The organism is Nannocystis sp., assembly GCF_016714285.1.
GTDB lineage: Bacteria > Myxococcota_A > Polyangia > Nannocystales > Nannocystaceae > Nannocystis.
The window spans coordinates 1-15,104 of record NZ_JADJNN010000002.1 but is presented as its reverse complement, the minus strand read 5'-3'; the positions used below and the strand labels follow the sequence as shown (position 1 = coordinate 15,104).

6 protein-coding genes are annotated in these 15,104 nt (G+C 72.5%); 4 read left to right on the top strand and 2 right to left on the bottom strand.

What is annotated here, in order from left to right:
- The first annotated feature begins 99 nt into the window (after nucleotides 1-99).
- From IPJ59_RS04260 to IPJ59_RS04245, 4 genes are read left to right on the top strand one after another with little or no spacing between them, the layout of a single operon-like run.
- Nucleotides 100-3,363, top strand: a complete 3,264-nt coding sequence (locus IPJ59_RS04260; RefSeq protein WP_293269885.1) for a BRCT domain-containing protein — start codon at nucleotides 100-102, stop codon at nucleotides 3,361-3,363.
- The gene (locus tag IPJ59_RS04255) at nucleotides 3,363-10,103 is read left to right on the top strand and encodes a HEAT repeat domain-containing protein (RefSeq protein ID WP_293269884.1); all 6,741 of its coding nucleotides are present in this window, start codon (nucleotides 3,363-3,365) and stop codon (nucleotides 10,101-10,103) included. Before IPJ59_RS04260 ends, IPJ59_RS04255 begins: the two co-directional genes overlap by 1 nt.
- Entirely contained in the window at nucleotides 10,100-12,001 is a 1,902-nt protein-coding gene (locus tag IPJ59_RS04250; RefSeq protein ID WP_293269883.1) for a hypothetical protein, read from the top strand. Before IPJ59_RS04255 ends, IPJ59_RS04250 begins: the two co-directional genes overlap by 4 nt.
- A gap of 3 nt (nucleotides 12,002-12,004) precedes the next feature.
- A complete protein-coding gene (locus IPJ59_RS04245) occupies nucleotides 12,005-13,312 on the top strand; it encodes a reverse transcriptase family protein (RefSeq protein WP_293269882.1) in 1,308 nt (435 codons plus the stop codon).
- A 167-nt stretch (nucleotides 13,313-13,479) separates the two neighbouring features.
- On the opposite strand, the gene IPJ59_RS04240 is transcribed toward IPJ59_RS04245, so the two are convergent.
- Both IPJ59_RS04240 and IPJ59_RS04235 read right to left on the bottom strand, forming a co-directional pair.
- Nucleotides 13,480-13,953, bottom strand: a complete 474-nt coding sequence (locus tag IPJ59_RS04240; protein WP_293269881.1) for a tetratricopeptide repeat protein — start codon at nucleotides 13,951-13,953, stop codon at nucleotides 13,480-13,482.
- Entirely contained in the window at nucleotides 13,872-14,993 is a 1,122-nt protein-coding gene (locus tag IPJ59_RS04235; RefSeq protein WP_293269879.1) for a tetratricopeptide repeat protein, read from the bottom strand. The genes IPJ59_RS04240 and IPJ59_RS04235 overlap by 82 nt, the downstream gene beginning before the upstream one ends.
- Nucleotides 14,994-15,104: the final 111 nt, after the last annotated feature.

Below are 15,104 nucleotides of genomic sequence, written 5' to 3'. Positions count from 1 at the left end.
GCGGTCCCGCTGGCGCCAATCCCTCGGCGCCGGTCTGCGCCATCGGGCGCCGCCAGTGCGCCGTCCTCTGCCGTCACCTTGCCGAATTGGGAGCTCGCGATGGGCCTTGAACTCAGCCTCGATGACATCCGCCGCGCCTGGGACGCCCGCGATCCCGAACTGGCCAACCTCATCGTCGGCCTCGCCGGCGCCGCAGATCCGCGCCCGGCACAGCCGCCGCGGGAGGGCGCGCTGACCTATGCGAGCTTCACCGCCCAGCTCGGCACCGGCAAGTTTCGCCGCGAGCAGCCGCAGGCCCGCGCCCGCTACCGCATCGACACGATCAAGGCGCTCGAGGCCGCGAACGCCGAGGTCCCGCTGCCGCCGCGCTTGCAGCTGCACGGGCTGCTCGTCGAGCTGTGGCACAAGAACGGCGCCTACGAGCGGGCCGCGCTGCTCGAGGTGATCCGCAAGGTGCCGCTGTGCTGGGGCCCGTGGCGCGGCCTGAAGCAGATCTTCAAGGAGGCCGAGGCGAAGTCCGACAGCGAGATCTTCGGCGCCCTCGCGGCCCGCTTCGACGCCGCCTACGCGACCAAGGCCGGCAGCTACCGCGAGATCTCGCGCCGCACGATGGGCTACCTGGTCCGCCGCGCCTGGCGATACCTGCGGCACATCGGCCAGGGCCTCCCGCCCGCCTACGTCGACGCCGCGATCGACGTCCTCCGCGCCTACGACGACAGCACCGCCTTCGCGCGCACGTGGATCTACAACCACATCCTCCATCACGAGACCAAGAAGTACACCCGCCGCAACTTCAAGCTCAGCCGCTCCGGCGCGCCAGCCCTCAATGAGCGGGCCTACGCCGAGCTGTGGCGCCGCACCCCGCGGCCCGTGCTCGCCCTGCTCGAGCGCGCCAACTCGGAGCAGGTCCGCAAGTTCGCCGCCGCCGCCCTCAAGACCGACTTCCGCGCCAGCCTCCGCGAGGTCGAGGCCCCGTGGGTCGTCCGCCTCATCTCGGTGCAGTCGGCCACCGTCGACGAGTTCGTCATCTGGCTGCTGCAGAACGTCCCCAAGTTCGAGCAGGGTGGCTTTCGCGAGCTCGGCCTGCACGAGCCGGTGCTCCGCCTGCTCGACTCGAGCAGCGACCCGGCCCGCGTCTACGCGGCCGCCTACGCCCGCACGCACGCGCGAGACCTCGAGCTCGCGCAGCTGCTGCGCCTTGCCAACAACAACAACGCCGACGTGCGCAAGCTGGCCGCCGACCTGCTCGGCGACCGCGACCCCCGCAAGGACATCGGTCTCGACGCCTGGGGTCAGCTGCTCGGCACCCAGCACGCGCACGAGCTCGCCGCGACCGCGCTGCGCAAGCACTTCAGCGCCCGCGAGCTGACCCCCGCGTGGTTCGCCGACCGCCTGCTCGACGAGCGCGGCAAGGTCTTCGAGTTCGCCAGCGACCTGCTGGTCAAGGTGCACACCTACAAGTCGCTCGGCTCGGCGTTCTTCCGCGACCTCCTCGACGACCCTCGGATCTCCGGCCAGGCCGCGCGCTTCGCCCTCGACGCGCTGACCCGCTTCCCCGCCGAGGAGCTCGGCCGCGAGTTCCTCGCGCGCATGGTCCTGCACCCGCACGCCGGCAGCACGATCCTCGGCTGGATCTCCGAGGAGCGGCTCAAGGCCGAGGACATGGGCGCCGAGTTCTGGCGCGCCGTCGCCTTCCACCCCAGCTGGGACGCCGACCCGTGGATCCGCGAGCTCATCCACAGCGGCAAGCCGTGGGCCCGCGAGCTCAAGTTCAGCGAGGACCTCGCCCGCACCGCGCTCGGCTTCCTCAGCGACGTGCGCCGCTTCTCCCCGGGCGCGCTCGGCTTCGACTGGCTCATGCAGCTCGCGCTGCGCCCCGAGCCGCACTACCGCGAGTTCGCGCTCGAGTACATGACCAAGGCCCTGCTGCCCGCGGACTTCGCTCCGAAGCAAGTTGAGGCGCCGAAGAAGGCGGCCGCGGCCGCCAAGAAGATCGACCTCGGCGGCAAGGGCTTCCTGTTCACCGGCAAGCTGGCGACGATGGTCCGCGACGAGGCCGAGGCCAAGGTCACCAACGCGGGCGGCAAGAACGCGAGCAGCGTCAACGCCAAGCTCGACTACCTGGTGATCGGCGACGACGGCTCGCCGCTCTACGGCAACGGCCGCAAGGGCAGCAAGCAGCTCGCCGCCGAGAAGCTGGTCGAGAAGGGCGCCGGCATCAAGATCATCTCCGAGACCGCGTTCTTGCAGATGCTGGCCGGCGAGCAGCGCGAGTTCACGGCCGACGCCGTGACCGCCGGCTGCGACCGCCTGTGGGAGATGGCCACCGGACCCGGCCCCGCTGACGCGCCGCAGGCCGCGTTCGCCCGCCACTACATCCGCCGCCACCACCCCGACATCAGCCTCGCGCTGACCGACCGCCCGGTCGACCCCGGCGCCGAGGTGCCCGCGAGCTACCTGAGCTGGGCCCGCTTCAAGCCGCTGCTGGTCGACGCGCGCGCGCCGGTGCGGCAGTTCGCCCTCGACATCGGCCGCTGGGAGCTCGCCCGCTGGGCCCCGCCGATCAACGAGATCGTCGAGGTCACCGAGGCGCCCTACCCCGAGGTCCGCGAGTTCTTCGCCAAGGCCCTGCTCGCCGACGAGTCGGTCGAACACAAGCGCTACCGCGTCGACCCGGCCTCGCTCACCGCGACCGCGGTCTACGGCTTCTGCGAGAGCCTGGTCTCCGAGACCCGCGCGCTCGGCATGCAGCTGATCTACCGCTACCCCAAGCTGGCGATCCCCGAGGAGCTGTTCCGCCTCAGCGAGTCGCCCGATCGCCAGGTCACCGCGTTCGTGGTGCGAACGATCTGGTCGCTGTACCGCGATCGCGGCATCAGTGATGGTTGGAAGCCCACGCCCCGCGTCGCCAAGGACGCGAAGCCCGCGGCGAAGCCGGCGGCCAAGGCCGCGGTGCCGCCCGAGGGCATCGGCGCGCCGCCGCGACCCGCCAAGCCGCCGGCCAGCGGCGAGGCCCTGCAGGCCTTCATGCGAAGGATCTTGTTCTCGATCCCGCCGACCAAGCTGCCGGTCGAGGCGGCCAAGGCCGCCGAGGCGCAGGTCGACGCCGCCCCGCAGGCGGACGAGCCGAAGGCCAAGCGCCGCAACAAGCCCCTGCCGGCCCGCAAGGCCAAGCTGTCGCTGATCGAGGCGATGCGTGACCTGGCGATCGACGACCGCAGCTTCGCCGGCCTCGCCGGCTCGCTGCTGCACGAGTTCATGGGCTCGCGCGGCGCCAGCGAGCGCGCGAGCTGCATGGTGGCGCTGGCCCGCATCGGCCGCGCCCACCCGGATCTCAAGGTGCTGACGGAGGACGCTGCCTGATGTCGACCGCGACCACGAGCGACAAATTCACGAGCGACAAGTACACGCAGATCCGCGGCGAGCTGCGGGCCCTGCTCGGCCAGGGCGCCCACGTGCTCATCGCCACCGTCCACCCCGAGGGCCAGGCGACCGCGCTCTACCGCCTGAACCTCGACTCGGGCGAGCTGCAGTCGGCCCCGCTCGGCGGCGGCGCGACCGGCCTCGTCGCCGACGACAGCCACGTCTACGTCGCCGGCAGCGACGGCCACATCTACAAGGCCGGCCTCGACGCCAAGTCCGCGAAGCCGATCGGCGCCAAGTTCGACCCGGCCCCGACCGCGCTCGCGCTCGCCAGCAAGGACCGCCTCGCGGCGCTGTGCGGCAAGGAGCTGGTGATCGTCGCGCGCAAGGACGGCAAGGAGCTGCAGCGCCTCGCGCTCAACGAGATCGGCTCGGCGATCGCCAGCGACCCGAGCGGCGTGTGGCTGGCCGTCGGCGGCGACCGTGGCGCCCTCTCCGTGTTCGACTGCGAGGACAAGGACAAGTTCTTCGCCGCCGAGTCGAAGAAGCTGCACGAGGGCGCCATCACGGCGCTGCTCTTCGAGCCCGAGGAGCTGCGCGTGATGTCGGTCGGCCACGACAACCGCCTGCTGCTCACCCACGTCCGCGGCCCGCTCGAGGCCGAGGACCGCGGCGGCAAGAACGGCCACGGCGAACGCACCACCGCCCTTATCCCCGGCGTCGCCGACAAGTTCTACACCGCAGGTCGCGACGCCACGATCAAGACCTGGACCCGCGGCAGCGGTCAACGCCGACCCTCCACGCAGAAGGACGGCCTCGCCAAGGTCGCCGCCCTCACCCTCGCCGAGCTCAAGGGCCGACCCGCCCTCGTCGCCGCCTGCGAGGACGCCACCCTCCGCGTGTTCCCCGTCGACGCCGGCGGCAAGGTCAGCGACCGCGCCCAGCTGTTCCACGGCGCGATGACCTGGGCCGAGTACGAGCTCAAGCGTCGCGACCCCAAGCTGCGAGAGGTCTCCCTGCGCGCGCTCGCTGGCTGGAACGACGCCAAGTCGCTCGAGCTGCTCGCCGCCCGCGTCAGCCAGGACGAGGACCACGGCCTCAAGGTCCTCGCCACCGAATTGCTCGGCGCCTCCGGCAGCCCGCGCGCCGTCAAGCTGCTCGAGCCGCTGCTGCAGGCCGCCGAGGAGAACGTGCGCCTCGCGGCGCTCGCCGGCCTGCGCAAGCTCGAGGGCCAGGACTCGCTGCGCATCCTCGACCTCGCGCTCGCGGCCGCCAAGCGCGACGTCGGCGTGGTCGCGGTCGAGGCCCTCGCCGAGCTGGCGAAGAAGGACGACCTGGCGCTCAGCAAGCTGACCGGCGCGCTCGGCCTGAACCCCCGCGAGGTCCGCCTCGCCGCCCTCGTCGCGCTCGAGGCGCTGCACCCGGCCAAGTCGCCGGAGGCCGAATTGGTGGCCCTGCGCGCCAAGCAGGCCGACATCCGCCGCACCGCGCTGATCCGCTTCTACCAGCGCGACATGCTCGACAGCGCTGACGTCCAGGCCGCCCTGCGCCGCTTCAGCGCCGACGGCGACGCCGGCGTGCGTCAGGCCGCCTTCCTCGTGTCCTTGCTCGCGACCCCGAAGCTGGCCGCCGCGCTGCGCTTCCGCGACAAGCAGACCCACCGCCTCCTGCACGACATCGAGACGGCCCCCGACCCCACCGCCGAGGTCAAGGCCGCAGCAGCGGCGGCCGCCAGCGGCAAGCCCAAGAAGGAGGCCAAGCCCAGCGACGACGACCTGCCCAAGGCGAAGAAGGTCGAGCTCTCCGAGGTCAGCGAGGCCGACAAGCGCCCGCTGCTCGAGGCGATGGCCAGCCGCGCTCTCGACACCTGCCTCGCCGGCGCCACCGGCCTGGCCGCCCTGCAAGACCCGCGCGCCCTCGGCACGCTCCTTCAACTCAGTCGTGAGAGCACCGCCAGCGTCCGCGTCGACACCTGCAAGGCCCTCGCCGAGCTCGGCGACCCGCGCGGCGCGGCCCGCCTGCGCCTGATGCTGCGCGACAGCGACGCCAGCGTGCGCGACGCGGCCTTCACCGCGCTGACCCGCCTCGAGGACGCCGTGCCCTTGACGGTCGCCGCCGCGGGCCTCGGCGCCGACCACGAGGACGTGCGCCGCCGCGGCCTCGACCTGCTCGTCAAGCAGCTCAAGAAGCAGCGCACGCCCGAGGCGATCGCCCTGCTCGAGCGAGCCCTCGGCGACGCCGGCAAGACCGTGCGCAGCGAGGCCTTCAAGGCCGCGCTCAGCCTCGAGGTCGGGGGCCCAGGTGCCGGCAGCCTGCGCTTCGCCCTCAAGAGCCTGCACGCCGACGTGCGCCGCGAGGTGCTCAACGAGGTGCTCGGGCAGATCTCCCAGAGCTGGGCCTGGCCCCTGCTGCTCGAGCTGCTCGGCGACCCCGACCCCGGCGTCCGCAAGGAGGCCTTCGACTTCGCCCTCAAGCGCACCAAGGGCATCGGCCTCGAGCCTCTCAGCGCCGCGCTGTCCGGCAAGTACCCTGACCTCCGCGTCGAGGCCACCAAGGTGCTGGCCAAGCGCAAGGCCGCGGGCACCCACGAGCTGCTGGTCAAGGCCGTCGACGACGACGACGAGACCGTGCGCCAGCTGGCCGTCGACGCGCTGCTGGTCGCCGACGAGGGCGCCGCGGCGCTGACCGCCGCGATGGCCAGCAAGCACCCCGATGTGGTGGTGCGGGCCGCTGGCGCGCGCGCGCTGCACGGCGACAGCTCGGCCCGGGCCCCGCTGACCGCGATGATCGGTGAGCCCGAGCCCGAGGTCCCCGCGTTGCGCCCGAAGTGGCAGGCCCGCGTCGTGCTCGCGCTCGCCGGCCTCGCCGAGCTCGGCGACCCGGCGGCCAGCTCGGCCGTGCTGCCGCTGCTGCAACACAAGGAGGCCGCGATCCGCAAGGCCGCCGCCTCGGCGATGGCGTGGATGGCCCGCCCCGGCAACGCCAACGCGATCTTCGCCCTCCAGGCCGCGCTCCAGCACAGCGACCCCGCGGTCCAGGCCGAGGCCGCGCTCGGCCTCGCGGCGATCGGCGACCCCTCCGGCGCATCGATCATCTTCACCGCCGGCAAGACGGCGCCGGCGCCCGAGCTCGGCCTGCTCGCCGCCCTCGCGCTCGGGGCCGACGACGCCTTCATCGCCTACCTCGACCACAGCAAGGACCGCCTGCGCGACAAGGCCCTGCTGCTCGTGCTGATGCGCGAGCTGGTCGAGGGTGACGGCGTGCCCGACCGCTGCCTCGCCGCGCTCGCCTCGGCCCACCCGCGCGTGCGCCTGCTCGCCGCCCAGGCGCTCGAGCACTTCGGCGACGACGCCGGCTTCGCCCGCTTCGTCACCGAGCTGATCAACGACCGCGGTGAGGGCAAGACCAAGTGGACGATCTCCGGCGAGGTCGTGCGCAGCATCGCCGAGCTCGTCACCTTCGGCGACGCCAAGGCGAACCCGCAGCTCAAGGTCCGCGCCGCGCGTCTGCTCGACGCTCTCGCCGAGGACAAGCAGGAGACCTTCGACCGCCAGTGGTCGATCTTCTCGCGCCGCTTCGCCACCACGATCACCGCGGTCCACGAGCTCGCCAGCAAGCGCCCGGTCAGCAAGCCCGCCTACGCCCCCGAGGAGCTGCGCCAGGTGGTGTTTGGCGCCTACGCGGCGCTGTCGCGCCTGCCCGGCGGCAACAACGAGATGCGCATCCGCCAGACGGCGATCGCCCGCCTGCTCGCGGTCGTGACCGGACCCGGACCTGTCCCCAAGGACAGCAAGCCAGCCAAGCCGAAGAAGGACAGCTCCGACGCGCTCGCCGCGGTCCAGAGCGTGCTGGTCCTCGCCCTCGGCGACCCGCAGCAGCCGGTCCGCAAGCAGGCCTTCGACGGCCTCAAGGCGATCGGCATGGAGCCCGCGGCCCTCGCCGCCGAGGCCCTCGCCACCGGCCAGCGCGACACCGGCGCGCTCGGCCTGGCCCTGCTCGCCGCGCTCTCCGGCGCTGGCAAGGCCGACGCCAAGAATGACAAGGGCCTCAAGGTCCTCGAGGACGTCCTGCTCACCCGCGACGACGGCCTCGAGCAAGAGGCCGTCAAGCTGCTCGCCAACATGCTGGTCGCGCAGTCGGGCGCAGCAGCTCCCGCCACCAAGCCCAACGAGCCCGAGAGCGACGCCCTCATCGCCGCCCGCCGCGACGCCTGGATCCGCGTGCACACCCTGGCCCTCGGCGCCCGCTCGGAGGCGCTGCGTCAGGCGGCCGTCGGCGGCCTCGCCGGCCACTACGAGGCCGACGGTAAGGGCCCGGCCGCGAAGGCCCTGCGCGGCGCGCTGACCTCGAAGTACCGCGCCCAGCGCTTCGCCGCCGGCGAGCAGCTGGCGACCAAGAAGGACGGCGCCGCGTTCGAGGTGCTGGTCGAGAAGCTGCGCTCCGACCAGGCCAGCGAGCAGAGCGAGGCGATCCGCGCCCTGCAGCGCCTCGGCGATCCGCGGGCCACCGCGGCCTTCCTCGATCGCATCGACACCGACCCGGCCGGGAGCGCCCGCGTCGACGAGCTGCTCAAGGCCGTCGGCAGCTTCGCCCTCGTCGCCGACGCCGCCCGCGTGGCCGCCCACCTCGACAACCCGAAGCGCCGCGCCGCCGCCTTCGCCGCCCTCATGGCGATCTCCGGCCACGACCAGCGCATCGAGGATCCGGAGGACGAAGGCGCCCTCGCGCGCAGCGAGCCGATCGAGGACGAGGACGAGGACAACTTCAGCGCCGACGACGACGACGACGACGACGACGACGACGACGACGACGACGACGACGACGACGACGACGACGACGACGACGACGACGACGATGACAGCGCCCCCGCGAGCTTCCAGGCCGACTGGGAGAAGAAGCAGCGCCCGCGCCACGACGCGGTGCTCGTGCAGATCGCCGAGGCCGCCCGCCGCCTCTCGGACGACCGTCAGCTGCAGGCGATCGCCCTGCCGCTGCGCTGGGCTCGCAGCAAGGAGCTCGACGCGGCCCTCGCCCCGCTGCTGACCTACCCGAAGCCAGAGATCGCCCGCAAGGCGGCCGAGGCGATCGGCTGGCGCCTGCGCAAGCGCGGCGGCCCGCCCGAGCCGCTGCTCGCGTCGCTCAAGTCGCAGGACCCCGACCTCGCCTTCTACGCCGCCGAGGGCCTCGCGCTCGCGGGCCGCGGCGACGGCGTCAGCGTCCTGCTCACCAGCGTCGACCTGATGCCGGACCTGAACCTGCGCAAGCGCGCGGTCAAGGCCCTCGGCGCCCTCGCCGACCTCCGCGCCCTCGACACCCTGCTGCGCTTCGTCAACGAGGACGGCCACGCCCTGCAGGACGAGGCCGCCGAGGCGCTCGGCCACATGGGCAAGGTCAGCGAGCAGCAGCCCGGCCAGGCCGACAAGATCTTCAGCATCCTCGCCAAGCTGGCCGCAGGGACAGGTACCGCGGCGCAGCGCGCCCTGGTCGGCCTGCGCCACTTCGGCGGCGAGGCGGCGTGGAAGATCATCCGCGGCCGCGCGAAGGACGAGAACTGGAGCATCCGCCAGTCGGTCGCCCGCCTGCTCGAGTACGACAAGGACCCGCACACCCCCGCGCTCATCGGCGAACGCCTGCGCGAGGAGGGCTACAGCGCGATCGCCAGCGCCCTCGCCCACAGCCTGCGCAAGCTCCACGGCGCCGACTCGCTCGAGCCCGACTACGTGTTCTTGCAGGCGCAACAGGCCAACCTCGAGAAGGACACGCTCGAGCGCCTCAAGAAGCGCGGCGACCCGGCCCGCCTGCTCGAGCTGCTGCCGCAGATCAAGCGCAACGAGCTGCGCAGCTCGGTCGTGCAGATCCTCCTGTCGCGCACGCCGCTGCCGGTCGACGCCGCCGTGCCACACCTCGCCTCGGTCCACCCGCGCGTCGCCGCCGTCGCCGCGGAGATCGTCGGGCGCGCCGGACCAGCCGCCGCCAAGGCCCACGGCAAGAAGCTCGCCGAGGTCCTCCGCGCCGCCCGCGAGGCCTGGCTCACCGAGTACGCCCGCCTCTCGGAGGGCAAGCCGAACCGCATCGACGAGCTCGAGCCCGCCTACCGCAGCGCGCTGTGGGCCGCGGGTCGCCTCGACGTCGCCAGCGATGAGCTGGTCGCCGCGCTCACCCTCGCCGAGGGCACCGCCTTCCCGGCCCGCGCCCGCGCGCTGCGCCGCCAGGCCGCACAGAGCCTCGCCGCCGGCGCCGGCGGCAAGCCGGGGCTCGAGGCGCTCAAGGCTGTCCTCAAGGACAGCCACGACGCCGAGCAGCGCAGCGCGGCAGCAGCAGGTCTCGCCGCGCTCGATCCGAAGGGCGCGGCGAAGCTGGTCGCGCTGGTGCTCGACGATGGCCCGAGCCTCGCGCGCCTGGTCGGCCCCGACTCGGCCAGCGCGCTGCGTCCGGGCGCCGGCGACAGCCACCGCCAGGGCACCGTGCTCGCGCATCTGGTCGCCCTCGGCGACAGCGCCGGCCTGATCAAGGCGCTGGCCGACACGCAGCACGAGACGGCCCGCCTCGGCCTGGTCGAGGCGCTCGGCAAGATCGCCGATGAGCCGGCGATGGCGGCCCTGCGCAAGCTCGGCGCCGCCGAGGCCGAGGACGAGGAGCTGCGCAAGGCCGCGTGGCGGGCCCTGCGGCGGGCCAAACGGGTCGCCGCCGATCGTTCGAGCCCACGCGAGCGGCACGGCCGCTGGGAGGTGCAACCGTGAGCGAAGAGACCGACAAGCCCGAAGCCGGGTCCGAGCCGGAGTCGACCAAGCCCGAGGAGCAGCTCTCCGACCCCCGCACGCCGATCACCCTGACCTACGCCGGCGCCAGCCAGCTGGTCGCCGGCGACGCGAGCTCGACCCTCGCCCTGTTCACCAACACCCGCCGCGCCGACGTGCGCGCCGAGCTCAAGGCGAAGGACCCGCTGACCCTGCGCGAGGCGCTGTCCTGCCTCTACGAGGTCGTCAGCTCGGACTTCCGCTACGTGCCGCGCGACAAGACCGCGTACCTCGCGTACATGCGGCTGCGCAAGTCGATGGCGGGCCAGAGCGCGTGGCAGGCCCAGCAGGCCTACTTCGAGTGGCTGGCGCGCAACGACCCGACGGCCTGGCTGGTGCTCGACCCGATCGTCACGGTCCACCCCGACCGCCTGCTGCTCGAGGTCTTCTCCAAGGACGAGGGGGCCTACGCGCAGCTCGGGGTCGACTGGTCGGCCTTCGAGGTCAGCGGCGCGCTGCGCCACGGCACCACCAACATCGACTACAGCAAGGGCCTGTTCGACGGCGTGCAGCGCATGCGCAGCTACCGGCCGACCCAGATCAGCATCGGCCAGGACGCCGTCAGCGTGCACACCGAGGGCAAGGCCCCGGTGATCGAGAAGACGATCCAGGTCCCCGACGCGTGGCTGCGCGGCTTCTTGCAGGTGCAGTCGGCCGCGACCCTGCCGAGCACCGTCGTCACGATCGCCGCGATCGACCTCTACAACCTGCTCCGGCAGCTGCGCCTCAACGCCGACCGCAAGAAGGGCGGCCGCGGCGTCCGCATCGAGCTGGTCCCGGGCGAGGCCCCGCGCCTGGTGCTCGAGCCGTGGGAGATCGTGTTGACCTCCGCCGCGGGACCGTACAAGGGCCGCAGCCCCGCGCTCGTGCGCATCTGGGGCCGCCGCCGCCTGAGCCTGCTGCGCCGCCTGCTGCCCTTCGTCGACACCGTCGACATCCACCTGCTCGGCAGCGGCCTGCCCAGCTTCTACGTCCTGCGCGCCGGCCCGATCACCCTGACCCTCGGCCTGTCCGGCTTCACCAGCGCCAACTGGTCGCAGTCGGTCGGCTTCGATCAGCTGCTCCCGCGCGACCGCCACGAGGACATCAAGGTCACCCTCGCCGCGGTGCTCAAGCAGCTCGGCGAGGTCTGGGTCAGCAGCGCCGAAGATCTGGCCAAGGTCACCAAGCGGCCCGCCACCGAGGTCTACACCGCGCTGCAGATCGCCTGTCAGAACGGACAGGTCAGCTACGACCTGGCCCGCGCGGTCTACCGCCTGCGCCCGATCAGCGACGCCCCGATCGATCTGACCCGCCTGCAGTACCGCAACGTCCGCGAGCGGGTCGCCCACGACCTGGTCGCCCGCGGCGCGGCGAAGATCGTCAGCGAGAACCGCATCTACGGCACCGGCCTCGAGATCACCGGCAAGGTCGCCGTCGAGGCCGACCGCCGCGAGTACCGGCCGCAGCTGGTCCTCGACGACGACGGCCGCGTCAAGTCGGCCGAGTGCACCTGCACCTTCTTCCGCAAGCACAAGCTCAAGGAGGGCCCCTGCGCCCACCTCATCGCCCTCCGCGTGGCCCAGGCCCAGGAGGAGGAGCGCCGCCGTCAGGCCCGCGGCAAGGCCCGCGGCACGATCACCGTCGAGACCCGGACCTACGCCAAACGGCAGGGCGACGCCGAGGAGGTCTGTCAGGTCTCCCTCGACCGCCAGCGCCTCAAGCTGCGCTGGGGCCCGCGCGACCAGGGCCTCCGCGTGCAGAGCCTGGTCTTCAATTCGGTCGCCGAGGCGAGGGCGGCCTACTTCGAGCGCGTCGATGACCTCGAGGCGCGCGGCTACCTGGACGGCACCGCGGGGTGAAGCATGGCGACGACTTTCCGCATCGACTACACGCGACTCCTCGACCTCTGGCGCGCCATCGAGACGGCCGGCGGGCGTGACAAGTACATCTCGGCCCAGCTCAAGGAGAAGGGCTACCTCATCGAGCGCAAGCCGACCGACAGCATGAGCAAGGCGGAGCTCGACCGCTACAAGAAGACGCTCAAGGAGGAGGCCGCCGAGCGCCGCAAGCTGGCGAAGGAGGCCTGGCAGGCCTACAAGGCGGCGCACCTGGTCCACCTCGGCGAGGGCGTGTTCTGGAACGACGACCTCGACCACGACAAGTGGGACCTGCCGGACGCCGAGGAGCGCCAGGCGGAGAACGAGCTGCCGAAGCTGGACAAGCCGAAGCAGCTGGCCGAGGCGCTGAAGGTCAGCATGGCCGAGCTGCGGGTGCTCGCGTACCACCGCGACGCCGCCACGAAGCTGAACTACTACCGCTTCACGATCCCCAAGCGCGACGGCTCGAAGCGGGCGATCTGGGCCCCGCACCGCCGGCTCAAGGCGGCGCAGCGGTGGATCTTGCGCGAGGTGGTCGAGCGCCTGCCGGTGCACGGCGCGGCCCACGGCTTCATGCACGGGCGATCGATCGCCAGCAACGCCGCGGCGCACACCAACGCATCGACGGTGCTCAAGGTCGACCTCAAGGACTTCTTCCCGACGGTCACGTTGACCCGAGTGAAGGGCGTGTTCCGCAAGGCCGGCTACCGCGAGCAGATAGCGACCCTGCTCGCGCTGCTGTGCACCGAGGCGCCGCGCCAGGTCAGCGAGGTCGACGGCAAGATCTACTACCTCGCCCTCGGCCCGCGCTGCCTGCCCCAGGGCGCGCCGACCAGCCCCGGCCTCACCAACACCCTGTGCATGCGCCTCGACCGGCGCCTGCAGGGCGCGGCGCACAAGCTCGGCTGGCGTTACACCCGCTACGCCGACGACCTCACCTTCAGCCTGCCCGTCGGTCACAAGGGCAAGCCGCTGCTCGGCAAGCTGCTCGGCTGCATCAGCGCGATCGCCGTCGGTGAGGGCTTCGTCGTTCACCCTGACAAGACCAAGGTCTCGCGCTCGGGCGGACGCCAGCGCGTCACTGGCCTGGTCGTCAACGGCCAGGGCGCGCCGCGGGTCCCGCGAGAGCTCAAGCGCGAGGTCCGGGCCGCCCTGCACAACCTGAGCAAGGGCAAGCCGCTGCGCGACGGCGAGACCCTGAGCAGGCTCGCCGGCATGGTCGCCTTCATCACCATGACCGACCGCAAGCTCGGTCAGAAGCTGCGCGCCGAGCTCGACAAGCTCGGCGCGTAGGCTCGGGGCCTGGGCTCGGGGTTTGGCCCTGGGCTCGGGTTAGGGCCGGAGCCTGGGCTGTCCCTGGGGACAGATGAGCCTGTCCTCGGGGTTTGGCCCTGGGCTCGGATTAGGGCCGGAGCCTGGGCTGTCCCTGGGGACAGATGAGCCTGTCCTCGGGGACAGGCTCAGCGTTGTGACGCCTGGCTGGCGAGCCAGGCGTCGATCGCCGCGGCCTCGCTCGTGAACGCCGAGCTCAGCGCCTCGCGGGCCTGGCGGGCGGTGGTGATGGCGGCGTCGGCCTTGCCAGCCCCGGCGAGGGCGCGGGCGAGGGCGAAGCGGGTCGCGGACAGCTCGGGCGCCTCGGCCTCGCCGGCGACGAGGATCGTGACGGCGCGCCCGAGCAGATCGGCGGCCTCGCTGGCCTCGTTGGCGGCCTCGCTGGCCTCGCCGAGGTAGCGCAGCGAGCGGGCGACCTCGAGGCTGGTCGGCGGCAGCGCGGCCTGACGGATCTGCAGGGCGCGCTCGAGCGAGATGCGGGCGGCAGCGAGGTCCCCGAGCGCGAGCTCGGCGCGGCCGATCAGCTCGACGTTCTCGGCGATCGCGGGGCTGCCGGCGGGGAGGGCCTTCTCGCGGATCGCCAGCGCGGCGCGCAGCTCCACGAGGGCCTCGTCGGCCTGACCCGCGCGCAGCAGCATCGCGCCGTAGCGCAGGCGGGTGTACGCGACGTCGAGGTGCTCGGCGCCCAGGGCTTCGCTGCGCAGCGCCAGCGACTGACCGTACTCGCCGCGGGCCCTGGCGAGGTCCCCTGGGCCTGCGCGAGGTCGCCGTACGCCTCGTGCAAGTAGGCCTCGGTGAGCTTGTCGCCGCCCCTCGCGGCCGTGAGCGCGGCGGCCGTGGCGAAGTGCTGGGCCGCTTGCATCGGGTCGTGGAGGGCGAGGGCCGAGAAGCCGAGGTCGAAGTGAACGTATTCGCGGCCCCCCTGGGTGCTATTCGCTGCGAAGAGCTCCAGTGCGTGCTCCAGTCGCTGCCGTGCCAGGCTGGGCTTGCCGCTCTTGCGCAGCGCCGAGCCCAGTGTGTACTCGATCACGCCAGCCGTCGGGTGCGTGGGGCCTAGGCTGCGTTGGGTGAGCGTGAGGGCGCGTTCGCTGGTCGCGGCCGCCTCCTCATAGCGGTACTCTGCCATTTTGAGATAGCCAATATTGGCGAGCGTGTACGCGACCTCTGGGTGATCCTCGCCGAGCGCGTCCTGCTTGATCGCAAGCGATGCGCTAAGGGACTCGAGCGCTTGGGCATACTTGCCAGCGTCGATCTGGGCGACGCCCAGGTTGTTGAGGAATTCGGCCCGCAGCGGCTGCTCGCCAGGGACGCGCTCGACCATGGCTTGCGCCATCCCGGCGTCCTCCAGGGCCGCGGCAGCAGCGTGCAGCAGTGCGGCGCGGACGAAGAGGTCGCGCGACAGAGACTGCGCCGCGACCGTGTCGTGGCCCGCGGTGATGGCCACACGCGCGGCTTGTTCGAGGTCGGCATGGGCTGCGTTCGCGTCGCCGGTGTTCATCTCGAGGCTGCCGCGGCGCAGCAGAGCCTCGGCGTGGAGCGGCTTGTAGGCCGTGAGCTCCGCGTCCGCGAGCACCGGTGCGAGCACGGTGAGGCCCTGCGCGTACTGGCCGGCGTCCTCGTGCGCCTTGGTCCGGGCCAGCACCGTGCGAGCCGCGGCGACCTTCGATCGCAGCTTCGGGTCGTCGGGCGGTGGGACGCTCTGGGTGAGCGCCTCGGTGTCGCCGCAGCTGGCGATCGGTGGCAGCGCGGCGAC